Below are 25,478 nucleotides of genomic sequence, written 5' to 3'. Positions count from 1 at the left end.
GCGATGAAGCAATTTGAATCTTTTCAATTGGATCCTGCCATTTTAAAAGGGATCCGCGAGATGGGTTTTGAAGAACCTTCTCCTATCCAGGCGGAATGTATTCCCGCCGTTTTGCGGGGAGAAGACGTGATCGGTCAAGCACAGACCGGTACGGGTAAAACGGCGGCCTTTGGGATTCCGTTGCTGGACCATGTGGATACCAGCCGCCGCAAAGTGCAAAGTGTGGTGCTAGCACCGACGCGGGAGCTGGCGATCCAAGTATCGGAAGAGCTCCGCAAAATCGGTCGACCGAAGCGGGTGATCACACTACCGATTTATGGTGGTCAATCGATCGGCCGACAGATTAAGACGTTAAAACAAGGGGTCCATGTGGTGATCGGAACGCCGGGGCGGATGTTGGACCATCTGCGCCGGGGGACGTTAAAGCTGGACGATGTAGAGATTATGGTGTTGGATGAAGCAGATGAAATGCTGGATATGGGCTTTATCGACGATATTGAGGCAGTGATGAAGTTTCTGCCGGAATCCCGTCAACTGCTGCTCTTTTCTGCAACGATGCCGCAAGGGATTCGCCAACTGGCCCAAAAATATATGCGCAAGCCCCGCTATATAACCGTAAGTCGGGGGGAAGTGACTGCACCGGTGATTGAACAGGTGTTTTATAAAGTGTTGGAGAGCGCCAAGTTGGAATCCTTGTGCCGTATCCTCGATAGTGAAGAAGTGGGACAAGGCATCCTGTTCTGCCGTACCAAAAAAGGTGTGGACGAACTGGCGGAAGCCTTGATGGCCAGAGGCTATCTTGCAGGCGGTTTGCATGGGGATATGGCCCAACAACAGCGTGACCGGGTGATGAATGCGTTTCGCCGCGGGGATGTGGAATTGTTGGTGGCAACCGATGTAGCGGCGCGGGGAATTGACATCGGCAGCATTTCCCATGTGATCAACTATGATATTCCTCAAGATTCCGAGAGCTATGTTCATCGGATCGGCCGTACCGGTCGTGCTGGACGCACTGGAATCGCCCTCACCTTGGTGACTCCTCGTGAGATGAAACAGTTGCGCTCGATTGAACTGGAGATTGGTGATCATCTGACTGCCCGTGAGTTACCCAGCTTGGAAGAAGTGGCGGAACGGCAGCAACAGGTGTTGACGGAACAGTTACAGGAAATTATCCAGTCCGATGAACCGGCTTCCATTTTCCAAGAGATGGTGGAGGCGTTGACAGAGGAGCATGATCCGAAAAAAGTGGCTGTAGCCGCTTTACAGATGGCTTTTGCCGATCGCTTTACTTCTGGCAATGATGCGGTGTATGATTTTGGTGAAACCGGTGCATCACCGGGGATGGTTCGCTTCTTTATCAATGTCGGCCGCAATGCTAACATTCGTCCCCCAGAGCTGGTGAAAGCGATTGCCGAGCAGTCCGGGATCCATCCGAAAAAAGTGGGACGTATCAATATCTACGACCGCTTTTCCTTTGTCGAGGTGCCGGAGGAAGCAGCACCCTTCGTTTTTGAAGCGCTGCGCCAAACTAAAATCAATGGGGCTCGGGTAAACTTGGAACCGGCCCGCCCACGTAACCGCAACTGATCCATCTTTAAAAGGGGATGGTTCCCATGAATATCCTTTTAACGTGTGACAAACAAAAAAACCGGTAACGCTTATGCGTTACCGGTTTTTTTGTTTGTTTACCATCCCCAACTTCTCTGTATAGAGACTAATTTTTTCACAAAAACCATAAATGGAGGAAACCAATGAAACCAAATCGTGCGGCAGGATTATCGATTATTAGCAACTTAACCGTTGTGTCGATGAAATTCGTCACCGGTTTACTTACGGGGTCTGTTGCCATATTATCCGAGGCGATCCACTCCTCTCTTGACTTGATGGCCTCCATTATGGCTTATTTTTCGGTGAAAATATCCAACAAACCGCCGGATCGTGAACATCCATACGGTCATGGTAAGATTGAAAACATCTCCGGCACGATTGAAACCTTGCTTATTGTTGTGGCGGGGATATGGATTATCGTTGAATCGACGAAAAAGCTAATGCACCCTGAACCGATTCACCTTCCTTTTCTCGGGGTGGCGATCATGTTAATCGGCGCGCTTATCAATTGGATCGTGGGCAGAATTGTAAAACGGGTGGGGGAGGAGTCCAAATCCGTCGCTATGAAGTCTAATGCGTTGCACCTGCTGACCGATGTATATTCATCGATCGGTGTTGCAGCCAGTCTGCTCGTGGTTAGTCTGACCGATCTGTATATTTTGGACCCTCTGATCGGGATTGGGATTGCGTTGTATATCATGAAGGAAGCTTTGCAGCTGGGGAACGAATCGTTTTTGCCCCTGTTGGATGTGAAGCTGTCAGAAGAAGAGGAAAAACAAATCCGGCAAATTCTGCGTTCTTACGCTGACGAATATGTGGAATATCACGATCTCAGAACCCGGCGGTCGGGTCCGGAAGAACATATCGATCTACATCTGATTGTGGAATCGAAGATGACGGTAGATGAGGCCCATCGCTTATGCGACCGGATCGAGGTGGAGATGCAACGTGCGTTTCCACAGGCGCAAATTTTGATTCATATCGAGCCGGAACACGAAAAACGGGATTAGAGATTGATGACAAAGTGGACCCGGGTCCCGATTTTCGTCTTCACGCCTCTTGCTCTTGCAACGATGGTAGACTGTCCGCTCCGTCTCCTCCGTCCCCAACCAACGACCAAAAGAAAAGCATGTGTGGTCGCTAAACGGTTGGGTTCTGCGGAGACTTGGCTGGATAGTCGAGCAAAGCGAGACTAAGGAACGAAGTGACTGTAGCGAGACTTGTGCTTTAGTGCAAAGGGCGCTACACCGGAAATCGCTCCCCTTTTCCCATTATCAGGGTTTGTCAGCAGCCTCGCATGAGAGAGAAAAAGCCAACTCTTCACCTGTCACCAGGTAAAAAGTCGGCTTTTTTGTTCAGTGAATGCCCAGGGCCATCTTGGCGTAGCGGGACATGCGTTCTTTTGACCACGGCGGGTTCCAGACGATATTGACCTCCACGTTCTTGACGCCTTCCACCGATTTAGCGGCAGCGGTTACCATTTCGTTGATCATGCCCGCCAGCGGACAGCCCATGGCGGTGAGGGTCATGGTTACTTTCGCATTTCCCTCATCATCCACTTCCACGCCATATACCAAACCAAGATTGACAATATCGATATGAAGCTCCGGATCTTCCACAGTTTCCAGGGCTTCCATCACTTCTTCCTGGATTTTTTCTTTATCCAATTTCTGCTCACTCCTTCACATCAATCTCCAGTTACCGTTATTCTAATTTTACTGTACCATACACCAAGGCGTCTTCCAATGTTCCCATCATAAAAAATGACGAATAAATGTTCGCAAAAGATCTTGGCACAGATCAAAAAACAAGGTATGATGAAAGTATCCAAGGGAGACGAAGGAGTGGTCTACGCATGTCCGATCGTCGTCAGGCATTAGATATGGCCTTAAGACAGATTGAGAAGCAGTTTGGCAAAGGCTCGATTATGAAGATGGGCGAAGGCGGTACTCGCCAGGTAGAGACGATTTCCAGCGGTGCGCTGGCTCTGGATATTTCGTTGGGTATTGGCGGTTATCCGCGCGGACGGATTATTGAAGTGTATGGTCCGGAATCCTCCGGTAAAACGACGGTCGCGCTCCATGCAATCGCAGAAGTGCAGCGCACCGGGGGACAAGCTGCTTTTATCGATGCGGAGCATGCCCTGGACCCGGTGTATGCGGGTAGATTGGGAGTTAATGTCGATGAGTTGCTGCTTTCCCAGCCCGACACAGGAGAGCAGGCACTGGAAATCGCGGAAGCGTTGGTGCGTAGTGGGGCGATTGACATTATCGTGATCGACTCTGTCGCGGCTCTGGTGCCGAAAGCGGAGATCGAAGGGGAGATGGGTGATTCTCACGTCGGGTTACAGGCCCGCCTCATGTCTCAAGCATTGCGGAAATTGTCGGGAGCGATCAGCAAATCGAATACGATTGCCATCTTTATCAACCAGATCCGTGAAAAAGTAGGCATTATGTTTGGAAATCCGGAGACGACTCCCGGCGGTCGAGCGTTAAAATTCTACTCCAGTGTGCGTTTGGAAGTACGCCGTGCCGAGACAATTAAACAAGGCAATGAAATGGTAGGGAACCGCACCCGCATCAAAGTGGTTAAAAACAAGGTTGCCCCTCCCTTTAAACAGGCGGAAGTCGATATTATGTACGGTGAGGGAATCTCCCGTGAAGGAAGTATTCTCGATATCGGCAGTGACCTGGATGTGGTGAAAAAGAGCGGCGCTTGGTATTCGTTCAATGGCGACCGTTTGGGTCAAGGCCGGGAAAATGCAAAACAATTCCTCAAGGAAAATTACCCCTTGTCCCTACAAATTGAAAATAAGATCCGGGAGCACTATAACCTGAGCGGTGTTTCCTCTGAAGAGGTAGAGGAGGAGCAGCCGGAGAGCAAGAAAAAGAAGAAAGAAAAGGATGAAGAGACGCTCACCCTGGATGCCCAAGAGTGAGAGACGAGGAAAGGGTATGATCGATGGAAACGGGAACGATCACGCGCATTGAGAGGCAGAAAAGCGGAGCGCCCCGTTACAACATCCATATTGACGGTGAATACCGACTGGCGGTTCATGAAGATGTGCTGGTGCGCTTTGCGCTGTCTAAGGGGATGAAGGTAGACCCGGAGGAGTTGGCTTCCATTTTAGAAGCGGAGGAAGTCAACAAAGTGAATCAAGCCGCCCTACGCTTTTTAGGCTATCGCCCCCGTACGATTGCCGAAGTGGAACGCCATTTACTCGAAAAAGGATTCGCTGCCCATCCTATTACATCCGTACTTGACCGTATGACAAAGGCAGGTTACTTGAATGACCGCCGCTTTGCCCAAGAATGGGTAAGGGAGCGCAGCCGCCGAAAAGGATACGGTCCCCTCTTGTTACGGCAGGAGTTGGAGCGAAAAGGGATTGCTACGGAGTGGGTAGATGAGGCTTTGGCTCAAATGGGGGAGGAAGAGAGAGCATCTCAGATCCAAGAGGTGGCGGAAAAACGCTTTATCCGACTTCGCCATCATCCCTGGCCCACGGTGGAACGCCGCCTGGGCCAATATTTGTTGCGCCGGGGCTTTTCCGGGTCTGAGGTTTATCCGATATTGGCGGCGTTGAAGAAACGGCATAACGAAGGGGAGTGAAGTGATGGTTAGCCTCTTGTTTGTGACGGATACACATATCAGAGGAACCGCTCCCCGCAGTCGTGTGGATGATTTTGTAGGGGCGCTGCGAGGGAAGCTGGCGGAAGTGGTGGAAATTGCCCATCGGGAACAAGTGGATGCCGTCCTTCACGGTGGTGATTTATTTGACCGGCCGGATATCTCACCGGCTGTGGTACGAGATTTTGCCCGTATTTTGCGACAGTTGGAAGTACCGCTCTATACGATTGCAGGTAACCACGACATCTACGGCCATAACCCGGATACCGTCGATCGCTCGATGCTGGGCCTATTGGATGCTTTCGGCATCGTTCGCCTGTTGCGTCCCGGTGAGCGTGCGTGGGTGCGACGGGATGGGGTGGCGGTACAAGTGACGGGGCAACCGTTTCACTACGATCTGGACAAGCGGGATCCCGGTGATGATTATCGGGTGGAAAAGAGTGATGGGGCCGACTACGCTGTCCATATGGTACATGGAATGGCAGTGGAGCGGGCATTGCCGGAAGGGGTAGCCCACACCATGGTCAATCAGCTCTGGTTTGAAGAGGTAGATGTGTTATTGACCGGTCACTATCATGCCGGGTTTCCTCTGCAGCACCGCGATGGACGCTATATTATCAATCCGGGGGCCTTGGCGCGCATCAACAACCATCCTTCGGAAATGAAACGGATGCCGCAAGTGGTGTTGCTGCGTTTTCGGAATCGTATCGATGTTCGCTTTCTCCCTATCGCTTGTGCCGCTCCTGGAAAAACGGTATTGGATCGTTCCTATCTGGAAAAGGCGGCGTATCGGGAGGAAAAAATGGCCTCATTTGTACAGGAGGTACGGGCCGCTGGTGAATTTAAAGGCATCGGCATTCTGGATATCGTGGAGGAAATCGCGGGGATGGAAGGGATCGACGGTGAGGTGAAGTCGGAGGCGATGCGCCGCATCGCTGTCGCTCAGGAGCAGCTGGCAGGCGAGGGAGGGGAGGGTGAATGAAGGGGTTTCAGCGAGTGGTCATTGAAAATTTCCAATCCCATGACCGTACGGAGATCGATTTAACAGATGGTCTCAATGTATTTGTCGGCCCCTCGGATAGCGGCAAAAGTGCGATTCTACGGGCGTTGCGGTGGCTGTTGTACAATCAGCCTAGGGGAAGTGACTTTATCCGGGCGGGAAAAGATCGCTGCCGTGTCACACTCACCTTAACCAATGGCGTCAGCATTATCCGGGAGCGCACGCCATCCAGCAATCGATACATACTGCGTAATTCCGATGGGGAAGAGCAGGTGTTTGAGGGTTTTGGCGGGCAGGTACCGTTAGAAGTGATGGAAGCCCATGGGATGCACCCGTTAAAAATGGATACGGACTGGAACTTGCCCGCTCAGTTTGGCACGCAGTTGGAAGGGCCGTTTCTCCTGTCTGAGACCGGGGGAGTAAAAGCGAAATCGATCGGCCGTATCAGCGGTGCCCATATTATCGATATGGCTTTACAGTCAACGGTAAAGGACCAGAAGCAGCTGGCGGCGGAAACGCGCTATCTCGCGCAGGAAACGGAGCGGTTGGATGAGGCGCTAAAACCCTACGCCGATCTCCCGCAACTGATAAAAGGGTTGGAGCGTTCCGAGCGCATTTATGCCGAGATACGGGAAAAAGAAGAAAAGCTGAAACGGCTGCAACATTTGAGCCAAGTATGGGCGACGTGCAGACAGAAGCAGAAAGAGACACGACACCGTATCGATTCCTTGCGTTCGCTTCCCGTCCTAGAAGGGCGATTAGCTGGGATAGAAGGCTATTTGCAACGGGTCAAGGAGCTGGAGCGGATGTGGCGGCGCTTGGGTGAACAACGAAAAGAGCGTACCCGAACGGAAACGATACTGACACAAACGGCCCACTGCGACCAGGTGGAAGCACGATTGCAGGAGTTGGAGAATTTGTTTAACCGTTTAAACGGTTGGCGTGAGCGGCAGCAGCGCTGGGCGGTAATCTGGAGGGAACGGACTGCGATGATCCGTTTGCGCGAGGGTGCTAAACAGATGGAGCAGATTCCGCTTGCTACCATGGAGGAACAAATACAACGCTTGCGTCAGTTGCAGCGACTCTCGCCACGGGTACGTCAATTATCCCGTAACCGTCAAAGTTGGGAGAGGTGGATGGAGCGAACCGCGCACTTGCCAGAACAAGCGGCGGAGGAAGCAAGTGCACGCCTGGAACGCTTACGGGTGCTGCGACAGGCGGCGGAGCGCTATGCTGATGTATATCGTCGCTTGCGGGAAGGACGAAGGTTTTACCGGCAAAAAGAAGAAGAGATTGAAAAGGGGACAAGCCTGTTGGTAGATTCGTTTCGCCGTTTGGGTCGTTGCCCCACCTGTGGTTCGCCAGTGAATGGAGACGTACTGGATCACATCATGGAAGAAGTGGGGGGAGGGTGGAGCCGTGCAGCAGCTGGAGCAGAGAATCAAGGAGATAAAAACAAAACTGGATGAGGCCAAAAATCTTCGTTACAAAGCGGAAGTACGTTTAGAGGATCTTGAGCGGCAGGAGAAGGAGATTCTGGCTGAACTAAAGGAGCTCGGAGTGGAGCCGGAGCAGCTGGATGAAGAAATTACAAAGCTGGAACGGGAGATTGAGCAGGGGTTGCAGGATGCGTGGGCATTGTTGCCCCGGGAGTTGATCCATGATGGCCGCTCAGAGTGAACGGTTGAAAGAGTTAGGCGCAGTACTGGCCCAGGCGCGGGAGGAAGCGCTAATTCGTCAGACGCGCCGGGACGAACTGGAGCGGCTGCGCAACGAGAGGCAGGAGCGTCTAGCGGAAGCGGAAAAGCAGCGGGATGTGTTTGATCGGGTGAAGGTGCTGCTGCAGGAATCCGCTGAACACGCACGCTTACAGGCGAAAGCGCAGTTAGAGGGCTTGGTGACCAATGCCTTGCAGTATGTGTTTGGGCCACTGTTTCGCTTTGAAATCGATCTCTCCGATCATGGGGGAAAACCGGTCGCTGAGTTTTTTGTGGTGACGGATTGGGAGGGAACCCCGGTAAAGACGAAGCCGCAAGAAGCCCGTGGCGGTGGGATTGTGGATATTACTTCTCTCGCATTGCGGGTGGCAATGATAGAAACGTTTCGCCCCCGTCGGTCGGGACCGCTGATTTTGGATGAACCGGGGAAGCATATTAGTGCAGAATATGTGGTTCCCATGTTGGAGTTTTTAAAATCGACGACGGAGATGTTTGGCAGACAAGTGATTCTGGTCACCCATAACAACCATTTGACGGAAGGAGCTGACCAAGCCTTTGAAGTAAGGTTATCCAACGGCGAGACACGTGTGCGCCCGGTGGGTCTTCTTGACAATGGAACAGGTTAAAGATTACAATTGGTGTGCATCCTTCATCCTTAAAATTGTCGGATGAAGGATGTTTTCATGACTAATGTTTGGTGCCGTTTAAACGGGTGTGGAGCTTGCTGCGGGTGACGCGGTTCCGACATCCTTTTACCCAAGAAATCCGTCCGGTTCCGCCGGAAAATGAGCAGATCTTTAGACGGACCGAAGTGAGAGTCGGTCTTGTTTTGTAATTGGAGAAGGGGGGAGGTGGGTAGCGATCAATGGCTGATTTCCTGTCATGGTTACTCCTGTTCCTCCTGGGATCCGGAGCCGGGCTTGCCGTCGGTTACTGGTTACGAAAGTTGACGGCGGAAGCCCGCATCGGAAGCGCGGAAAAAGAGGCGGAACAGATCATGGATAAAGCCCGCCACAATGCGGAAGCATTAAAGCGGGAACAAATTCTGGAAGCCCGGGATGAAACACATCGCTTGCGTACGGAAGCAGAACGGGAAATCCGGGAACAGCGCAATGATCTCGCGCGCCTGGAACGACGCTTGATGCAAAAGGAAGAGACTCTGGATCGAAAACAGGAATCACAGGAGAAAAAGGAAGAAGCCCTCTCCCGCAGGGAAAACCGCATACAGGACAAGGAACGGAAGGTGGAATCCCTGTATCGGGAGCAGGTGGAAGAATTGGAACGATTGTCCGGTCTTACGACCGAAGAGGCCAAGCAGTTGATTTTGGCCAAAGTGGAAAGTGAGATGCGGCATGAAACCGCCCAGCTGATCAAGGAAATGGAGAGCCAGGCCCTGGAAGAAGCGGACAAGCGTGCCCGCAGCATTCTCTCTTTGGCTATCCAACGGTGTGCAGCCGACCATGTGGCGGAAACGACGGTTTCGGTGGTCACCTTGCCCAACGATGAGATGAAAGGGCGTATCATCGGACGGGAAGGGCGCAATATCCGCGCATTGGAAACATTGACCGGGATCGATCTGATCATCGATGATACACCGGAGGCAGTCATACTGTCCGGATTTGATCCCATCCGGCGGGAAGTGGCCCGTGTCGCCCTGGAGAAATTGGTAGCGGATGGGCGCATTCACCCGGCGCGGATCGAAGAGATGGTGGAAAAATCACGTCGGGAAGTGGATGAACGGATTCGGGAATATGGAGAGCAAGCCACCTTTGAGACAGGGGTACACGGATTACACCCCGATGTGATCAAGATTTTAGGGCGGTTGAAATTCCGGACCAGCTATGGCCAAAATGTATTGAAGCATTCGATGGAAGTGGCTCATCTGGCTGGGCTGTTGGCAGCGGAGCTGGGGGAAGACATTCATCTAGCTAAGCGGGCTGGATTGCTGCATGACATCGGAAAAGCGATTGACCATGAAGTAGAAGGCTCCCATGTGGAAATTGGGATTGAATTGGGTAAAAAATATAATGAACACCCTGCTGTGATCAATGGGATTGCATCACACCACGGCGATGTGGAAGCGACCAGTGTGATCGCTGTGCTGGTGGGTGCTGCCGATGCGTTGTCCGCAGCACGTCCCGGTGCGCGCAGAGAAACGTTGGAAGCTTACATCAAGCGGCTGGAAAAGTTGGAGGAGATCTGCGAATCCTTTGATGGTGTGGAGAAATCCTACGCTATCCAAGCGGGGCGCGAGGTACGAATTATGGTTCGTCCTGAGGAGATTTCCGACAATGAATCGGTTAAACTGGCGCGTGACATTAAAAAGCAGATTGAAAACCAATTGGACTACCCTGGGCATATCAAGGTGACAGTGATTCGAGAAACACGTGCGGTTGAATATGCAAAATAAAGCGGCCCTGTCGCCGCTTTATTTTTTTACTATGGACGAATACCTTGATGGGTAACCTTCGTCCGAATGGAGGAAGACGAGATGCGAGTGTTGATGATCGGGGATGTGGTGGGTAAGCCGGGGCAGGAAACCCTTTTTTCTTATCTACCCCGCCTTAAAGGGACTTACCAGCCTGATGCCATTGTGGTCAATGGAGAAAATGCCGCCAATGACGGACGGGGGATCACCCGTGCCATCAGTCGTGAATTTTTTGGTGCAGGCATCGACGGCATTACCTTGGGAAATCATACATGGGCCAAAATGGAGATTTTTGATTTTATCGATCAGGAAGAGCGGATGGTCCGACCCGCTAATTTCCCTGAAGGCACACCGGGGAGAGGGATAACTCGCTTGCCGCTCAGCCAGGGGCGGGAACTGGTGTTGATCAATCTAATGGGCCGTTCCTTTTTATCCACCTTGGATTGCCCCTTTCGTGAAATCGATGCCTTGCTCTCCCAGATTAAGCAGGGGACGCCTGTATTGGTCGATTTTCATGCGGAGACGACTTCAGAAAAGCAAGCGATGGCCTGGCACCTCGATGGACGCGTATCTGCGGTGATCGGGACGCATACCCATGTGCAGACCGGTGATGAACGAATCCTGCCAAAAGGGACGGCTTATCTGACGGATGTGGGGATGGTCGGACCGCGGGATGGGGTTATCGGCATGGATCGAGAGATGGTGTTAAAAAAATTTTTGACGCAGTTACCCATTCGTTTTGAAGTGGAAGCGGGACCCACACAATTGAATGCAGTTCTGATCGATATTGACAACAAAACGGGGCATGCACATGGGATTCGTCGCATACGGATCGATGATGATCATCCTTTTTTCGATTGAAATAAGTGTTCGCACTTCCCAGTAGAGGATCGATGATGAGTTTGTGGCTATATGGCAGGAGTCCTTTTGTTTGCTCTGTTCTCCGCTGTGGAATTGCGATTGGCGGTGTATTGGTGATGGTTGGGCTGGGAGTTTCACCAGCTAGTTCCTAATTAGAAGGAATTTATAAAAGATTGCCGAATATATTAACAGTGGACTTAGTCCAAACCATCGAGGAGGTCACCGACATGGAAGTATTAAAAGTTTCAGCAAAGTCCAACCCGAACTCCGTCGCTGGTGCGCTGGCCGGTGTCCTGCGTGAACGAGGCAATGCCGAGATTCAAGCCATCGGTGCAGGCGCACTCAACCAATCCGTAAAAGCGGTTGCAATTGCAAGAGGATTTGTAGCACCCAGTGGCATTGACTTGATTTGCATTCCAGCATTTACCGACATTATGATCGATGGTGAGGAACGTACGGCCATCAAGCTTATTGTGGAACCCCGTTAAGGGATGAAACAACTGATAAAACCTGTTTATGAAATATAAACAGGTTTTCTTTTGTTTGCAAAAAGGAGGCAGCTCGATGCGCTGGATCGATTTGCATTGTGATGTTTTATCCAAACTGTGGCGGGATCCGGATCTCTCCTTTTATGAAGAGAGGGAGGAGACGGGTTTAGATGTAACTTACCCCCGGGCATCCCGAGCAGGGGTGGGGATGCAGGTATTTGCCATATTTGTCTCTCCCTCTGTCCCGCGAGCGCAAACCTGGGAGGCCGCCTTGGCCCAAGTGGATCTGTTTTATGAAAAGGTGGTCATCGGGGAGCGGCAGGTGTTTCCTGTTTTGGATCGGAGTGATGTTAAGCGATTGGGAACCGATAAACGGCTGGGAGCGTTGTTGTTGCTGGAAGGGGCGGATGCGATTCAGGGAGAGTTATCCCATTTGCGCCTGTTGCACCGTCTGGGCGTTCGTATGGTAGGCTTAACCTGGAACTATGCCAACGAAGTGGCGGATGGGATTGAAGAGGAACGAGGAGGCGGCTTAACCCGGTTTGGCCGTACATTTGTACAGGAGATGGCACGGCTGGGCATCATCCTGGATGTTTCCCATCTGTCGGTACGCGGATTTTGGGAGGTAATGGAGATGACAGAGGTGCCGGTGTTGGCTTCACACTCCAATTGCCGCGCCATATGTCCTCATCGGCGCAATCTGGAAGATGATCAGATTCGAGCGTTGATCCAGCGGGATGGCTTAATCGGTCTCACATTTGTGCCTAAGTTCCTTCATCCTGACCCGGATCAAGCGCGAGTAGATGACCTCTTCCGCCATTTGGATCATCTATTGGAGTTAGGAGCGGAGCATCACATCGCCTTTGGCTCCGATTTTGATGGGATTGATCAAAAAGTCCCCGGTCTAGAGAATACAGGAGATCTACCGGAGTTAGAAAAGTTGCTGGCCCGTCGTTATCCCGAGCACCTCCGTATCGGTTGCCAACGGGAAAACGCCCACCGCTTTCTACTAAAGCACTTATGATCGATTATTTTAGAGCTCGCTTACCGTTCTGCTCTCGCTAAATTCATGGTATAGCGGTTGCTTTTTGCGATAAAGCGGTCTAGAATTGACAATGATGAGATTTAAACTGATCGATGGCGAAACATTCAGCCGAATGGCGCGAATCGGATTGCGCGTCAGGGTGTAGGGTTGGATGTGATCGTTTATCGGCATCTCGAGCCCCGTCAGCATTGATTGTTCTTCAATCAAAGTTATCTGATGGGGACTAGAACGTAGGGGAAAGCAGATGAGAGCGGAGAGAGAACCGCCTCAACACACAGGGACTAGGTTCACCCAGGAAGGTGTCAGGGAAGATTTAAAGGAGATGAGTTCATGATCAAGCAACTTTCGTGGAAAGTGGGCGGGCAGCAGGGGGAAGGAATCGACAGTACCGGTGAAATTTTTTCCACTGCACTTAATCGCCTGGGATATCACCTCTATGGATATCGACATTTTTCTTCCCGTATTAAAGGGGGACATTCCAACACCAAAATCCGGATCAGCACCCGACCGATCCGAGCTGTATCCGATGATTTGGACATACTCGTCGCTTTCGATCAGGAAACCATCGATCTAAACGCTCATGAACTTCACGATCGCGGTATCATTTTAGCAGATGCAAAGTTTAATCCAACTGTTCCTGAGGGTGTTTCTGCGCGTCTGATTGCGATACCGTTTACAAAAACCGCACAGGATATCGGTTTGGCCCAAATGAAAAACATGGTGGCCGTTGGTGCGTCCAGTGCTCTTTTAAGCTTGCCGTTGCATGTTTTTCAAGAGGTGATTGAGGAGAAATTTTTGCGCAAAGGCCAGCAAGTGGTGGAGAAAAATATGCAAGCGATTCAAGCGGGAGCCGATACGGTTGTAAAGGAGACGGGAGGAGCCCAGGCGGAACTGATGCTGGAACCTTCCGACAACAAGAAGCGGCTCTATATGATAGGCAACGATGCGATCGCGTTAGGAGCCGTTGCTGCTGGCGCCCGTTTGATGGCCGCTTATCCGATTACGCCATCTTCGGAAATTATGGAATATCTCATTAAGAAGCTTTCCCAATTTGGTGGCACAGTCGTTCAGACCGAAGATGAAATTGCCGCCATCTCCATGGTGATCGGTGCCAATTATGGTGGTGTGCGGGCGCTGACGGCGTCCGCCGGACCGGGACTCTCGCTGATGACGGAAGCGATCGGCTTATCGGGTATGACCGAGACCCCCGCCGTTGTTGTGGATACGCAGCGAGGTGGGCCTAGCACGGGTCTTCCTACCAAACAGGAACAGAGCGATATCAACGCCATGATCTACTCCACTCATGGCGAGATCCCCAAGATTGTGATTGCTCCCAGCACCGTAGAGGAGTGTTTTTACGATACGATCCAGGCTTTCAACCTGGCGGACAAATATCAATGCCCCGTTATCATCCTGTCGGATTTGGCCCTTTCTCTCGGTAAACAGACGGTGGAACCACTGGATTACGATCGCATCCAAGTTGATCGCGGCAAGCTGATCTCCGATGCAGAGGGACTGGAAGCGTTAGAAAACTCCCAGTTATTTAAGCGATATCAACGGACGGAAGACGGCATTTCTCCACGGGTGCTGCCGGGGGTTAAAAACGGATTGCATCATGTGACGGGCGTGGAGCATGACGAGACCGGGCGTCCCTCAGAAAATGCCGACAACCGCCGGGAAATGATGGAGAAACGGCTGCAAAAGTTGGCTGATGGCATCGATTTTCACGATCCGATCGTCAGCGATATCCGTCATGATGAAGCGGATCTGTTGCTGGTTGGGATCGGCTCCACCCGTGGTGTGATTCAAGAAGGGATGGAGCGGTTGGAAAACGAGGGAACCAAGGTGAATCAGCTTCATATCCGCCAGCTGCTCCCATTCCCGGCGGAGGCGGTAAAGCCTTTGATGGAGCGTGCCAAACGGGTGGTTGTGGTGGAGAATAATGCAACAGGTCAATTGGCCGATCTGTTGAAACTGCATGTCGGTATGAGGGACAAGATTATCCATGTCGGCAAATACGACGGTAACCCTTTCCTACCGTCGGAAATATACAACCAATGTAAGGAGTTGTTGGTTCATGGCCACGTTTAAAGAGTTCCGCAACAAAGTGAAGCCCAATTGGTGTCCCGGCTGTGGTGACTTCTCCGTGTTGGCCGCGATGCAACGCGCATTTGCCAACCAGGGTCTGGAGCCGGAGGATGTGGTCTTGGTGTCCGGCATTGGTTGTTCCGGCCGTATTTCCGGATATATGAACGCATACGGCTTTCACGGCATTCACGGTCGGGCTCTGCCGATCGCACAAGGATTGAAACTGGCCAACCGCGACTTGACGGTGGTGGCTGCCGGTGGTGACGGCGACGGGTTTGCCATCGGGTTAGGGCATACGATTCATGCGATTCGCCGCAATGTGGATATCACCTATATTGTGATGGATAACCAGGTCTACGGCTTAACCAAAGGGCAGACCTCTCCCCGTAGCGATATGGGCTTTAAGACAAAAAGCACGCCCAAAGGTTCCATCGAGGCTACCATCGCCCCCTTGGAGATGGCGCTGACGGCAGGAGCCGGTTTTGTCGCACAAGCTTTTTCCAGTGATCTCAAACAGATGACCCATCTGATCGAAGAGGGATTGAAGCATCGAGGCTTCTCGCTAATCAATGTCTACAGCCCCTGTGTCACTTACAATAAAATCAATACCTACGATTGGTTTAAGGAGCATATCACCAATCTAGAAGAAGATGAAACGTATGATCCATACAACCGCATGACTGCCATGCAAAAATTGATGGAAACGGGCGGTTTGGTAACTGGGCTGATTTATCAGAACAAAGAACGGAAAAGCTATGAGGAGCTGATTCCTGGCTTTCGAGAAGAACCCTTGGCCAAACAGGATCTAAAGTTGTCAAAGGAAGAATTTGATGAGTTGGTAGCGGAGTTCGCTTAAATTTTAACTCGCCAGTGTCCATGTTGGACGCTGGTTTTTTCTTTGGAATCCAGTAAAAAGGGCAAAATCAGAGAAGAACGATCAGTGAAGGAGTGTTACGGATGAAATGGACGGTCTTAGGATGCCATTCTCCTTATCCAGGGCCAGGTGGAGCGACAGCCGGTTATCTTTTGCAAACGGCTAACAAAAATATTCTAGTGGACTGTGGAAGCGGGGTGCTGGCCCATTTGGGGAAGATTATGCGGCCGGACCAATTGGATGAAGTATGGTTATCGCACCTCCACCACGATCATATCGCTGACTTTTTTGTATTACAGTATGCCATTTTAACTGCGTTGCGGCTGAAACGTCGCTCACGTCCACTGCTGGTGCGTACGCCACTTGCGCCCCATGAGTGGGCGGATCGTCTAACTTATCATGATACGATCGCGATCAGGGAGGTAAAGGATGGCGATCATCTGAAACAGGATGGACTATCGGTGCGCTGGTACCGCACGGATCATGGCGTGCCGTGTTATGCGATGGTGATCGCGTCGGAGGAGGGGACAATTCTGTATGGAGCCGATGCAGGATTATCTACTGACTGGGAAGGAATGATACAGCGGCCGGATCTGTTCATCTGTGAGGGCACCTATTTGCATCGGGATAAACCGTCAGCACCGATGGCCCATCATTCAGTGCGTGAAGCGGCGGAAGCAGCAGCTCTCATCGGCGCGCGCACCTTGATGATCACCCATTGGTTTCCTGAATTAGATCCACAGGAGATTGAAGCGGAAGCAGAAGCCTTTTTCCAGGGTAACATACGGGTGGCTCAATCCGGTTTGGCAGTGGAGGTTATTTGAGGTTCTACATACCTTTCTGACGTGGGCTATTTGGGTGGTTGGCACCTCAGTCCATTTCCCTTTCAAACGTCAAATCACTGTAAAATCATGTTATACTAATACTGTAGACCTACGGTGTTATTTCGTTTAGAGGAGAAGGGGCGAATATGCTTCGGATTTTTCAAGATGAAGAGAAAAAGCGAAAAGTGATGAAGCAAGCGAAGCAGTTGTGGGATAAAAGTCTACAAATCGGGAAAAACGGACTGGAAAAAGGGCTAAAAGCAAGCGGAGACGGGGTTAAAAAAGCGTGGAATGGGATGCGGGAAGAACGTGCCCGACGTGAACGGGAAAAAGCATATCAAGAGGAATATGAAGCACAGTTTCGTTATCATGACAACGATCTCACCTTTGAGATGCTGATTTCCGCAGATGAAGCCAAGGTTTACGAAAAAGCGAAGCGGAAGTTGAAAGAGGTGAAGCGTCTACACAGCGATCCCAGGGTACACATGGAATGGGAAGCCAAGAAGTATTTAAGTTTGCATGACTATTTCACCGCCAAAATTGATCATTATATCAAACGTCGCAATGAAGATCCACTGGCGCTCCATCGGGCGATTCGTTACTGTGAGCGTCAAATTGAGTATGCACCGGTGGCAAAAAAAGCGTATCAAATGGACCCATACAACTTTGGACTGCCGCAACACCCCGGCTACAACGGTTTAATCCACTTATATGTAGAAGTGGAAGAGTGGGAGAGTGCGATTCGCTTGTGTACCCAGGCCAAGAAACAGGGGTGGCAAGGGGATTGGGAAACAGAGATTCTCAGGCTTGAAGCAAAGGTACGCGCACAATAAAACGAACAGCCGTCAATAGGCTGTTCGTTTTTATATTGAGGGGCTACTTCAACTTTTTGCGATAACGCTCAATCCGTTGCGACCAATCCCCTTTCCACTCTTGGTCCAACGCTTGTTGACAAAGGCGGATCGCTTCATTGAGGTCTCCCTCTCGTTCTCGGATAATGGCCAGTTGTTTATAACCATAATGTTGGGGGAGTTCACGTGTTTGCGGATCCATGTGATTGACATAAATCGCCATCGGGGCGTATTGGATCATCTTTTCACAATAGGAGACGGCTTGCGCCAATGCGTCTGGGTCTTGATTGCGCTGTTTGTAATAGTGTTGGGCACGGTCGCGATAATGGAGTTGGAGGGACCAGTATCGTTTTGCCTCCCAATGTTTCCGCTGTTTGTCGTTTTCCTCAGTCAGTTGGGTCAATGCTTCTTCCACTTTGCGATCCGTTTCCTGCAACACTTGGCGTTCTTCTTCATCAATCGGCATGGAAAAAGAGAAGTTATCATCTTGGTAGTGAAAATGTCCGTTTTTAATGGAATATGCCGCTTGATGCGTTTTGTCGGTGTCCGTCTTCAGCTCTTCGTTGCCGGAGTTGTCATCAGCAGAGGCAGGAGCTTGTTGCTCTTCTTCCTCAACCGTTTGCTGAGCAGATGTAGCTGCTGTCTCATCCGTCGAGGGTGTGGTGTGTAATGGTACTTCTTTTTCGCTCTCTTGTTCGGTAGCGTTTTCCGGCGAAGGGGTGATCGCTGTAGCGGTATCGTCGGCGGAGGGAGCCGCTTCATCTTTGTCAGGTGTCTCTGTTTGCGATGGGATATCCGTCTCTGAAGAATTGGATGTTGGCGGAGTCGTTTCTTCCGGCGTCTCTGTAGCGAGAGTCTGTTCTTTACTGACAGCGACTTCTTCGGCCACGGAGATGACTACAGGCTCCTGTGATGGCTCCATTTCAGGTTTAGGTGTGGTGTGAGCCATCTCGGTTTGTTTTGGTGTTTCCGACGGGGTATCTGCAGCTGTTTCAACAGTAGTGGATGATTGCTTTTGCTTTGCGGGTTTAAACCATTGGATCGCGTTTTGTAACCACTTTCTGATCAATTGATCAACCTCCCAGTATTGATTTCGACAAAATAATCTAACGAAATGGTATCTCCTCTGCCTCTCCTCTGTCAATTTAAAGGCCACCATTGCAGCGAAAATGAGTCTAATGTCTATTCTGGTCGTACATCTTACCTAATACTAATTGAGGTGTTATAATAAAGGCGGTATTTATAAAGAGTTGTATGAATCGTGCTTAGGAGGGAGTGTCCGCTGTGGGTGGAACCATGCGTGCACTGGTGAAACACTGCGCCGGTTTTGGGGCGGAATTGCGGGAAGTGCCGATTCCAGAACCAGGACCGGGTGAAGTGCTAATCAAAGTAGAGGCGACGACGATTTGTGGTACCGATGTTCATATTTACACCTGGGATGAGTGGGCAGCGGGCCGTGTCCGTCCTCCGTATGTGTTTGGGCATGAGTTTTCCGGTGAAGTGGTGGAAACGGGCATTGGAGTTACTCATGTAGCGGTGGGCGATCGTGTTTCCGCTGAGACTCATATTGTATGCGGTTCCTGCCCCCAATGTCGCCGCGGGGAGGCACATGTCTGCCTAAATACGGAGATTATCGGAGTGGATCGCAATGGCTGCTTCGCCGAATATGCGGTGATGCCGGCGGAAAATCTATGGAAAAATCCAGCGGGAGTACCGGCGGATGTGGCTTCAGCGATGGAACCGATGGGAAATGCCGTCCATACGGCTTTATCCGGCCCAATCGCCGGTCGTACAGTGGCCGTGATCGGATGTGGGCCGATCGGGGTGATGGCAGTGGCGGTAGCGAAGGCCGCCGGTGCAGTTGCGGTGATTGCGCTGGATATCAATGAATACCGTTTGGAGTTGGCACAAAAAATGGGCGCCACTCACTTGGTTCATTCTGGGGAAGAAGACCCGGTGGAGCAGGTACGAACCATTACCACCGGTTATGGTGTCGATGTGGTGTTAGAGATGTCGGGTAATCCGACGGCGATCCGACAAGGGTTTGCGATGTTGACCTTTGGTGGACGGGTGTCAATGTTAGGGCTTCCCACTCGCCCGCTGCAGTTGGATGTGGCAGAGGAGATTGTATTTAAAGGGGCGCAGGTACATGGGATTGTGGGTCGCCGCATGTATGAAACCTGGCAACAGACGGCGGGCTTCCTTGCCTCTGGACAGGTAGATCTCACTCCAATGATTACCCATCGCTTTTCATTAGAAGATTATGAACAAGCTTTTGCACAGATGATGAGCGGAAAATCAGGGAAAGTGGTATTATATCCCTGATACCATCTTGGGAGGGAAGAGCATGAAGGGGTTTGAACATTTGGAAGAAGAGATTCGCGAATGGCAAGAAAACGGCGTTTTTCGACCCTTGACCGAGTTGGAATCCGACCAGGAATCGACGGTAAAAATCGGTGGACGGAAATTAATTCAACTTTCCTCCAACAACTATCTGGGCTTAACTACCCATCCCCGTCTAAAAGAAGCTGCACTAGAGGCTATTAACGTTTATGGTGCAGGGACCGGTTCTGTACGTACCATCGCCGGCACTTTTTCTATGCATGAAGCTTTTGAAAAAAAGCTGGCCGATTTTAAGCACACAGAAGCAGCCTTGGTGTTTCAGTCCGGATTTACCGCCAATGTAGGGGTGTTGGGCACGATCTTGACAGATGAGGATGTGGTGATCAGTGACGCCCTCAACCATGCCAGTATCATCGATGGAATTCGGCTGACGAAAGCGGGCCGCCGTATTTATCAACATGCAGATATGGACGATTTGAAGAAAGCGCTGGAAGAGACGCAGACGGCGCGGCGTCGCTTGGTGGTTACCGACGGCGTATTCAGTATGGATGGGGATGTTGCCCCGTTGCCGGATATCGTCGAGCTGTGTGAGCAATATGATGCCATTGTGATGGTGGATGATGCCCATGCCAGTGGTGTGATGGGGAAAAACGGACGCGGTACGGTGGATCACTTTGGCCTTCATGGTCGCGTCCATATCCAAGTCGGGACGCTTTCCAAAGCAATCGGCGTCTTAGGTGGGTATGTCGCCGGTCCTCAGGTTTTGCGAGATTATCTGATTCATCGCGCTCGACCGTTTCTCTTTAGCACTTCTCACCCGCCGGCGGTGACGGCTGCTTGTAGTGAAGCGATTGACGTATTGCTGGAAGAGCCAGAATTAATCGATCGCCTGTGGGAGAATACGCGTTTCTTCAAGGATGGCTTAACCCGGCTCGGCTTTAATACGGGTAAGAGCGGAACCCCGATTACACCGGTGATTGTCGGCAACGACGCCTTGGCGATGAAGTTGTCCGATGAATTGATAGAAGAAGGCGTATATGCCCAAGGAATCGTCTTTCCCACGGTCCCACGGAATCAGGCACGGGTGCGTACGATTGTGACGGCGGCTCACAGTAAGAAAGAGCTGGAACAAGCCCTGGAAGCTTTCGGACGCGCAGGGCAGAAGTTGGGGATTATATAAAACAGGTATACCCTTCGCTCACGATGGTGGGAGAAGGGTTTTGTTATTTGATGATCCGATCCAAATCAGGTATAATATATAAATTGCAAAGGCAGATCGAAACACCCTAGTAGAAAGGTGTTGAGTATAGATGGATGAAAAAATGGCTCGCTATTTTCAGCCGCCGGATTTAAAAGCGGCAAAGAAGCGTGGCAAAGAAGAGATCTCTGTTCTTCAGTTTGATCAAATCCCGCAGGAGATGCGGGGTATCGGCGAAGGCAAGCGATATATGATCAAAACGTACGGTTGCCAGATGAATGTTCACGACAGTGAAACGATGGCCGGTATGCTGGAGTTAATGGGATATACGATGACAGAATCGGAAGAAGATGCAGCGGTTATCCTGATCAATACCTGTGCCATCCGGGAAAACGCTGAGGATAAGGTGTTTGGGGAGATTGGTCGCCTCAAGACGCTAAAGACGGAAAAACCGGAGTTAATCCTCGGGGTATGCGGTTGTATGTCCCAGGAAGAATCAGTAGTTAATCGCATTTTGCAAAAACATCAGCAGGTGGATTTAATCTTTGGTACGCACAATATCCACCGTCTGCCACACTTGTTGCGAGAAGCGTTGTTCAGCAAGGAGATGGTGGTGGAAGTCTGGTCCAAAGAGGGCGATATTGTTGAAAATCTGCCCAAAGTGAGGGAAGACGGCTTAAAAGCATGGGTAAACATCATGTATGGGTGTGATAAGTTTTGCACCTATTGCATTGTGCCTTATACTCGCGGAAAAGAGCGCAGTCGCCGACCGGTGGATGTATTGGCCGAGATTCGCGAGCTGGCCCGCAAAGGTTATCAAGAAGTAACCCTGCTCGGCCAGAATGTTAACGCATATGGCAAAGACTTTACCGATCATGACTATACGTTTGCCGATCTGATGGATGATGTGCGCCAAATCGGGATTCCCCGTGTTCGCTTTACTACCAGTCATCCCCGCGATTTTGATGATCACTTGATTGAAGTGCTGGCTAAGCGGGGTAATCTAGTGGAACACATTCATCTTCCGGCACAATCGGGCAACAGCGCTATCCTTAAAATCATGGCTCGTAAATATACCCGTGAACACTATCTGGAATTGGTGCGCAAAATTAAAAAGGCCATCCCCGATGTAGTGTTGACCACGGATATTATCGTCGGGTTCCCTGGGGAGACGGAGGAGCAGTTTGAGGAGACACTCTCGCTGATGAAGGAAGTGGAATATGATTCTGCCTTTACATTTATTTATTCTCCCCGGGAAGGGACACCGGCTGCTAAGATGAAGGACGATGTATCGATGGAAGTGAAGAAGGAGCGTCTGCATCGACTCAATCAACTGCAAGATGAAATCAGCCGCAAGAAAAATGAGGCATTGCGTGGTCGGACGGTGGAAGTATTGGTAGAAGGGGAGAGCAAGAAGAATCCCGAGATTCTATCCGGACGCACCCGTACCAATAAATTGGTCAATTTCCGTGGGCCTAAGCACTTGATCGGTCAATTTGTTCATGTCCGCATCGATGAACCCCTCACCTGGACATTAAAAGGGGAATGGGTGGACAAAGTCGATTCCCGTCAGGTGGGTAGCTAAGATGGCGGCGATCGAACCCGGCCATCCGGTGCTGGCACTGGCGCATAACTTGGGACGCCGTCTGGCGCTCACTGCGGAGATCCAACGCTTTCGCCTAGCGGAGGAGCAAGTGGAAAGCAGTCGCCGTGTAACGGAATTGATTGAGACGATCAAACGCAAACAAAAAGAGTTGGTGCATGCCAAGCATTACGAGAAAACGGCGTATATCCGGCAGTTGGAACAAGAGTTGGAACAGATTCACCATGAGTTGGACCATTTGCCGATCGTACGGGAGTATCAACAATCGCAAGTGGAAATGAATGAGTTATTACAGACCTTGCAGCGAGTTGTTGCCGATTCCGTCTCCACCCGTTTGGATGTTGAAGTGGGACAGGACCCCGGTGGAGGCGGCTGTGGCAGCGGTGGTCCCTGTGGCTGTAGCTGAGTAAGCATCTATAGCCGAAATTGATGATAAAGTGGGTCCGTCTCCGCCCTTTTCTCTTTCAACGATGAAGGTCTGTCCGAATTATTCCTTCGACCCCAACCAGCGCCTTATCCCGACTTCGTGTCGGGATTATTTTTTTGCCGCCACAATCAATCTTGAGGTTTTTAGGTGAGAATCACTATTTTATGTGAACGCCCATCACTTTTCTTGCATAGACTTGGAAGGGGATGGGCGCTTTGCCCCCGCCCGGCGACCGGCCGCCCGTGCGGGCCCCTGCGGAAAAGAGAGCGGGGTTTTTGGCACCCAGGACTCCCGCCCTGCATACAAATGTATGGAACGATTGGTTTGGAGGAGGGAGCATCGTGTCCAACACAGAGAGCGGCATGCAAAGCCGGCAAATTATCACCAAAGCGGTTACCGGCAAGGGTCGTAAGTTTTCCCAAGCGACGCACTCCATTCAACCCCCGGACAATATTTCCAGCATCCTGGGCTGCTGGATCATTAACCATCAATATGAAGCCAACCGGGTGGGCGATACGATTGAGGTGTTGGGAAGCTACGATATCAACATCTGGTACTCTTTTAATCAGAACACAAAGACAGAGGTGTCCAATCAGACGGTTCGTTTTGTGGATCAGGTTCCGCTCAGCTTTTATGACAGCAATGCACGGGTTGGTACCACAGAAGTGAGTGCTGTCTCCACCCAATCCCCCAATTGCATCGAGGCTACCATGGCGGGTGATGGATCTGTCCTGGTACGGGTGGAGCGGGAGTATTACGTGGAAATGGTTGGGGAAACCAAGGTAAATGTCCTGGTTGCACCCGGTGAACTGGATGACTGGGATGACAAAGGGCTGGATAGTTCCGCTACAGAGGCGACTGCAGATTTTGAAGATCTGGATCCCGATCTGGTTATCGACGATCTTAACGATTGATCACAGCGGAACACAGCAGCCGAGGAGGCAGGTGCCTCCTTTTTCTTTTTCCCGCTAACCACTTGAAGGTGCCATTCATAACATAACAAGGGACTAAATACAGAAAAGACGGGAAAGGGGAAGGGATATGAAACCGCTCCTGCTTGAGTGTGGCCGGGATGATGTGGAAACAAGGCTTTTAGGGACCGCCACAACCTCTCGCAATCACCTGGCTTCCTCCATTCATCTTCGCTGGAATGGAGATCCCCTTTACGTTTCTTCTATGCTGGGGCTCAATCATACACAACAGGTCGAAAGCGCTCAATCTAGTGAGTGGAAAAAAGAGATCTGGAAATTGCATGGACTCACGGTTGCCGCATCCCAGGCGACTGTGTTGCGCTTATATGTGGTTCCGGTCTTTCAGACACAGGCGCTACTCCTATACCGCTCCAAAACCTCCCCTGTCTGGTTATCGGGGGGAGGCGGCAAGCCGACGTTTCAGCGGGTATCAACAGAAGATCAGTCACGGGAAGTGCGCAAGGTAAAAGCGATGGCGATCCGTGCCTTTTATTCTCTGGGCTTGGATTACGGTGTTGCTAAAATCGGTATCCAGCCTGGTAATCAGATCGTGGTGGTGGATGTAGCCCCCGGTCCACGCATCAATCGAGAGATGGGTGTGCAACTGGCGGAGGCGGTTCAACTGTATATAAAGCGCCTCCCCCGGTTATGGGCTTCTCTAGATCAAGTGATGCTGGGGGCCGATCCTGAGTTTATCATGCAGAAGAGTAATGGTACGCTTGTCATGGCATCCGATTATTTTCCACGGTATGGTAGTGTGGGATGTGACGCTATTTGGCATGGACAAAATCGATCGATTAAACCGTTAGTGGAGTTACGTCCCAAGCCTAATAAAGATCCGCGTCAATTGGTGCTTCGCATGTATAAGGACATGATGACGGCATCACGGCGGGTGAACAACAAACAGGTGGAATGGCTGGCCGGAGCATTGCCCCATCCGAAGTATCCTCTGGGTGGCCATATTCATTTTAGCGGAATATTGCTTACTTTTCAGCTGTTGCGGGCCTTAGACCTTTATCTGGCTTTGCCCTTGATGCTGGCTGAGGATGGAAACGGGGTACAACGTCGTCCACGCTACGGTTTTCTCGGTGATTACCGCTTGCAGTTTCATGGTGGGTTTGAATATCGTACCCTTCCCAGTTGGTTGATTTCACCTACTTTAACCAAGGGATCGCTGGCCGCCGCCAAATTGATCGCTGCCCGCTATCCGCATTTGCCCCTTGATGATTGGTATGATCGCAAGTTACAACAAGCTTATTATCGTGGAGAGAAAAAAAAGGTGCGGGAGAGGGTGAAGGTGTTATGGGAGTCGTTACGATCGCTAAAGGAATACGCATGGTATGAGAAAGATTTGGATCGTTTTTACCAGATGATCGTCTCCGGCATTACCTGGAATGAAAAAGAGGATATCCGTAAGCGCTGGAAGCTGCCCCCGTATCAAAAGTGAGGGGGCTTTGATTTACCCCCATGATTTAGCCGGTGATCGGTTGTTCCGCTCTCAGGGGCGTGGTAAAATAAAAATCA

25 protein-coding genes are annotated in these 25,478 nt (G+C 51.0%); 22 read left to right on the top strand and 3 right to left on the bottom strand.

All coding sequences use genetic code 11. The features are described from left to right. Positions 1-3: 3 nt before the first annotated feature. Both C8J48_RS07370 and C8J48_RS07365 read left to right on the top strand, forming a co-directional pair. Positions 4-1,587, top strand: coding sequence for a DEAD/DEAH box helicase (locus C8J48_RS07370; RefSeq protein WP_107725664.1), 1,584 nt, complete (start codon positions 4-6; stop codon positions 1,585-1,587). A 164-nt stretch (positions 1,588-1,751) separates the two neighbouring features. Then, positions 1,752-2,618 carry a cation diffusion facilitator family transporter gene (locus C8J48_RS07365; protein WP_107725663.1) on the top strand — a complete coding sequence of 289 codons (867 nt, stop codon included), beginning with the start codon at positions 1,752-1,754 and terminating at the stop codon, positions 2,616-2,618. Between the two features lie 345 nt (positions 2,619-2,963). Here C8J48_RS07365 and C8J48_RS07360 read toward each other — a convergent pair whose 3' ends face one another. Continuing rightward, positions 2,964-3,275, bottom strand: a complete 312-nt coding sequence (locus tag C8J48_RS07360) for a metal-sulfur cluster assembly factor (RefSeq protein WP_107725662.1) — start codon at positions 3,273-3,275, stop codon at positions 2,964-2,966. A 188-nt stretch (positions 3,276-3,463) separates the two neighbouring features. On the opposite strand from C8J48_RS07360, the gene recA reads away from it, so the two are divergent. The 10 genes from recA (at position 3,464) to C8J48_RS07310 (ending at position 12,754) form a co-directional block, all read left to right on the top strand. Further along, positions 3,464-4,546 carry a recombinase RecA gene (gene recA / locus C8J48_RS07355; RefSeq protein WP_107725661.1) on the top strand — a complete coding sequence of 361 codons (1,083 nt, stop codon included), beginning with the start codon at positions 3,464-3,466 and terminating at the stop codon, positions 4,544-4,546. Positions 4,547-4,569: 23 nt separating this feature from the next. Further along, the gene (locus C8J48_RS07350) at positions 4,570-5,217 is read left to right on the top strand and encodes a RecX family transcriptional regulator (RefSeq protein ID WP_107725660.1); all 648 of its coding nucleotides are present in this window, start codon (positions 4,570-4,572) and stop codon (positions 5,215-5,217) included. A 4-nt stretch (positions 5,218-5,221) separates the two neighbouring features. Beyond that, positions 5,222-6,217: a metallophosphoesterase family protein gene (locus tag C8J48_RS07345; RefSeq protein ID WP_107725659.1), complete on the top strand. Its 996-nt coding sequence runs from the start codon at positions 5,222-5,224 to the stop codon at positions 6,215-6,217. Continuing rightward, positions 6,214-7,704, top strand: a complete 1,491-nt coding sequence (locus tag C8J48_RS07340; RefSeq protein WP_107725658.1) for an AAA family ATPase — start codon at positions 6,214-6,216, stop codon at positions 7,702-7,704. The genes C8J48_RS07345 and C8J48_RS07340 overlap by 4 nt, the downstream gene beginning before the upstream one ends. Continuing rightward, on the top strand, positions 7,655-7,915 hold the full coding sequence (locus tag C8J48_RS07335; RefSeq protein ID WP_107725657.1) for a hypothetical protein: 261 nt from the start codon (positions 7,655-7,657) through the stop codon (positions 7,913-7,915). Before C8J48_RS07340 ends, C8J48_RS07335 begins: the two co-directional genes overlap by 50 nt. Further along, on the top strand, positions 7,899-8,579 hold the full coding sequence (locus C8J48_RS07330; RefSeq protein ID WP_107727634.1) for an ATPase: 681 nt from the start codon (positions 7,899-7,901) through the stop codon (positions 8,577-8,579). Before C8J48_RS07335 ends, C8J48_RS07330 begins: the two co-directional genes overlap by 17 nt. 239 nt (positions 8,580-8,818) lie before the next feature. Further along, complete coding sequence (gene rny, locus C8J48_RS07325) at positions 8,819-10,363, top strand: ribonuclease Y (RefSeq protein ID WP_107725656.1); 1,545 nt, start codon at positions 8,819-8,821, stop codon at positions 10,361-10,363. An 81-nt stretch (positions 10,364-10,444) separates the two neighbouring features. Further along, on the top strand, positions 10,445-11,242 hold the full coding sequence (locus tag C8J48_RS07320; RefSeq protein WP_107725655.1) for a TIGR00282 family metallophosphoesterase: 798 nt from the start codon (positions 10,445-10,447) through the stop codon (positions 11,240-11,242). 227 nt (positions 11,243-11,469) lie between these two features. Beyond that, the gene (locus C8J48_RS07315) at positions 11,470-11,730 is read left to right on the top strand and encodes a stage V sporulation protein S (protein ID WP_107725654.1); all 261 of its coding nucleotides are present in this window, start codon (positions 11,470-11,472) and stop codon (positions 11,728-11,730) included. 76 nt (positions 11,731-11,806) lie between these two features. Beyond that, the gene (locus tag C8J48_RS07310) at positions 11,807-12,754 is read left to right on the top strand and encodes a dipeptidase (RefSeq protein WP_170105265.1); all 948 of its coding nucleotides are present in this window, start codon (positions 11,807-11,809) and stop codon (positions 12,752-12,754) included. A gap of 9 nt (positions 12,755-12,763) precedes the next feature. Here C8J48_RS07310 and C8J48_RS18535 read toward each other — a convergent pair whose 3' ends face one another. Beyond that, positions 12,764-12,946, bottom strand: a complete 183-nt coding sequence (locus tag C8J48_RS18535) for a hypothetical protein (protein WP_146160461.1) — start codon at positions 12,944-12,946, stop codon at positions 12,764-12,766. 159 nt (positions 12,947-13,105) lie between these two features. Here C8J48_RS18535 and C8J48_RS07305 point away from each other — a divergent pair, with 159 nt between their 5' ends. The 4 genes from C8J48_RS07305 to C8J48_RS07290 all read left to right on the top strand — a co-directional run bounded on the left by C8J48_RS07305 (position 13,106) and on the right by C8J48_RS07290 (position 17,394). Continuing rightward, a complete protein-coding gene (locus C8J48_RS07305; protein WP_107725652.1) occupies positions 13,106-14,866 on the top strand; it encodes a 2-oxoacid:acceptor oxidoreductase subunit alpha in 1,761 nt (586 codons plus the stop codon). Further along, the gene (locus C8J48_RS07300; protein WP_107725651.1) at positions 14,853-15,719 is read left to right on the top strand and encodes a 2-oxoacid:ferredoxin oxidoreductase subunit beta; all 867 of its coding nucleotides are present in this window, start codon (positions 14,853-14,855) and stop codon (positions 15,717-15,719) included. Before C8J48_RS07305 ends, C8J48_RS07300 begins: the two co-directional genes overlap by 14 nt. Before the next feature lie 101 nt (positions 15,720-15,820). Further along, positions 15,821-16,561: an MBL fold metallo-hydrolase gene (locus tag C8J48_RS07295; protein ID WP_107725650.1), complete on the top strand. Its 741-nt coding sequence runs from the start codon at positions 15,821-15,823 to the stop codon at positions 16,559-16,561. A 146-nt stretch (positions 16,562-16,707) separates the two neighbouring features. Then, positions 16,708-17,394, top strand: a complete 687-nt coding sequence (locus tag C8J48_RS07290) for a hypothetical protein (RefSeq protein ID WP_107725649.1) — start codon at positions 16,708-16,710, stop codon at positions 17,392-17,394. A gap of 43 nt (positions 17,395-17,437) precedes the next feature. Here the strand turns inward: C8J48_RS07290 and C8J48_RS07285 are convergent, their stop codons facing one another. After that, positions 17,438-18,481, bottom strand: coding sequence for a hypothetical protein (locus tag C8J48_RS07285; RefSeq protein WP_107725648.1), 1,044 nt, complete (start codon positions 18,479-18,481; stop codon positions 17,438-17,440). 215 nt (positions 18,482-18,696) lie between these two features. Between C8J48_RS07285 and tdh the strand changes: the two genes are divergently transcribed. From tdh to C8J48_RS07255, 6 genes are all read left to right on the top strand, one after another. Next, positions 18,697-19,737, top strand: a complete 1,041-nt coding sequence (gene tdh, locus C8J48_RS07280; protein ID WP_211316600.1) for an L-threonine 3-dehydrogenase — start codon at positions 18,697-18,699, stop codon at positions 19,735-19,737. A 22-nt stretch (positions 19,738-19,759) separates the two neighbouring features. Then, positions 19,760-20,935, top strand: coding sequence for a glycine C-acetyltransferase (locus C8J48_RS07275; protein WP_107725647.1), 1,176 nt, complete (start codon positions 19,760-19,762; stop codon positions 20,933-20,935). Positions 20,936-21,065: 130 nt separating this feature from the next. After that, positions 21,066-22,538, top strand: a complete 1,473-nt coding sequence (gene miaB, locus C8J48_RS07270) for a tRNA (N6-isopentenyl adenosine(37)-C2)-methylthiotransferase MiaB (RefSeq protein WP_107725646.1) — start codon at positions 21,066-21,068, stop codon at positions 22,536-22,538. A gap of 1 nt (position 22,539) precedes the next feature. Next, positions 22,540-22,962: a YlbF family regulator gene (locus C8J48_RS07265; RefSeq protein WP_107725645.1), complete on the top strand. Its 423-nt coding sequence runs from the start codon at positions 22,540-22,542 to the stop codon at positions 22,960-22,962. Between the two features lie 362 nt (positions 22,963-23,324). Further along, entirely contained in the window at positions 23,325-23,897 is a 573-nt protein-coding gene (gene cotE, locus C8J48_RS07260) for an outer spore coat protein CotE (RefSeq protein ID WP_245891089.1), read from the top strand. Positions 23,898-24,024: 127 nt separating this feature from the next. Then, positions 24,025-25,401 (top strand): putative amidoligase domain-containing protein, encoded by a 1,377-nt coding sequence (locus tag C8J48_RS07255; protein ID WP_107725644.1) that lies wholly within the window; start codon positions 24,025-24,027, stop codon positions 25,399-25,401. Positions 25,402-25,478: the final 77 nt, after the last annotated feature.

It is taken from the genome of Desmospora activa DSM 45169 (assembly GCF_003046315.1).
GTDB classification, from domain to species: Bacteria; Bacillota; Bacilli; order Thermoactinomycetales; family DSM-45169; genus Desmospora; species Desmospora activa.
Note: the sequence above shows the minus strand (reverse complement) of the source record. Positions and strands in the feature narration are given on the sequence as shown.

What these genes read in the sequence shown, in the direction of transcription:
- C8J48_RS07350 (WP_107725660.1), top strand. Translation starts at nt 4,570, where the DNA reads ATGGAAACGGGAACGATCACGCGCATTGAGAGGCAGAAAAGCGGAGCG.
- recA (WP_107725661.1), top strand. Translation starts at nt 3,464, where the DNA reads ATGTCCGATCGTCGTCAGGCATTAGATATGGCCTTAAGACAGATTGAG.
- miaB (WP_107725646.1), top strand. Translation starts at nt 21,066, where the DNA reads ATGGATGAAAAAATGGCTCGCTATTTTCAGCCGCCGGATTTAAAAGCG.
- C8J48_RS18535 (WP_146160461.1), bottom strand. Translation starts at nt 12,946, where the DNA reads ATGCCGATAAACGATCACATCCAACCCTACACCCTGACGCGCAATCCG.
- C8J48_RS07330 (WP_107727634.1), top strand. Translation starts at nt 7,899, where the DNA reads ATGGCCGCTCAGAGTGAACGGTTGAAAGAGTTAGGCGCAGTACTGGCC.
- C8J48_RS07365 (WP_107725663.1), top strand. Translation starts at nt 1,752, where the DNA reads ATGAAACCAAATCGTGCGGCAGGATTATCGATTATTAGCAACTTAACC.
- C8J48_RS07315 (WP_107725654.1), top strand. Translation starts at nt 11,470, where the DNA reads ATGGAAGTATTAAAAGTTTCAGCAAAGTCCAACCCGAACTCCGTCGCT.
- C8J48_RS07255 (WP_107725644.1), top strand. Translation starts at nt 24,025, where the DNA reads ATGAAACCGCTCCTGCTTGAGTGTGGCCGGGATGATGTGGAAACAAGG.
- C8J48_RS07370 (WP_107725664.1), top strand. Translation starts at nt 4, where the DNA reads ATGAAGCAATTTGAATCTTTTCAATTGGATCCTGCCATTTTAAAAGGG.
- C8J48_RS07295 (WP_107725650.1), top strand. Translation starts at nt 15,821, where the DNA reads ATGAAATGGACGGTCTTAGGATGCCATTCTCCTTATCCAGGGCCAGGT.
- C8J48_RS07300 (WP_107725651.1), top strand. Translation starts at nt 14,853, where the DNA reads ATGGCCACGTTTAAAGAGTTCCGCAACAAAGTGAAGCCCAATTGGTGT.
- C8J48_RS07320 (WP_107725655.1), top strand. Translation starts at nt 10,445, where the DNA reads ATGCGAGTGTTGATGATCGGGGATGTGGTGGGTAAGCCGGGGCAGGAA.
- C8J48_RS07310 (WP_170105265.1), top strand. Translation starts at nt 11,807, where the DNA reads ATGCGCTGGATCGATTTGCATTGTGATGTTTTATCCAAACTGTGGCGG.
- C8J48_RS07290 (WP_107725649.1), top strand. Translation starts at nt 16,708, where the DNA reads ATGCTTCGGATTTTTCAAGATGAAGAGAAAAAGCGAAAAGTGATGAAG.
- C8J48_RS07305 (WP_107725652.1), top strand. Translation starts at nt 13,106, where the DNA reads ATGATCAAGCAACTTTCGTGGAAAGTGGGCGGGCAGCAGGGGGAAGGA.
- C8J48_RS07340 (WP_107725658.1), top strand. Translation starts at nt 6,214, where the DNA reads ATGAAGGGGTTTCAGCGAGTGGTCATTGAAAATTTCCAATCCCATGAC.
- C8J48_RS07345 (WP_107725659.1), top strand. Translation starts at nt 5,222, where the DNA reads ATGGTTAGCCTCTTGTTTGTGACGGATACACATATCAGAGGAACCGCT.
- rny (WP_107725656.1), top strand. Translation starts at nt 8,819, where the DNA reads ATGGCTGATTTCCTGTCATGGTTACTCCTGTTCCTCCTGGGATCCGGA.
- C8J48_RS07275 (WP_107725647.1), top strand. Translation starts at nt 19,760, where the DNA reads ATGAAGGGGTTTGAACATTTGGAAGAAGAGATTCGCGAATGGCAAGAA.
- C8J48_RS07265 (WP_107725645.1), top strand. Translation starts at nt 22,540, where the DNA reads ATGGCGGCGATCGAACCCGGCCATCCGGTGCTGGCACTGGCGCATAAC.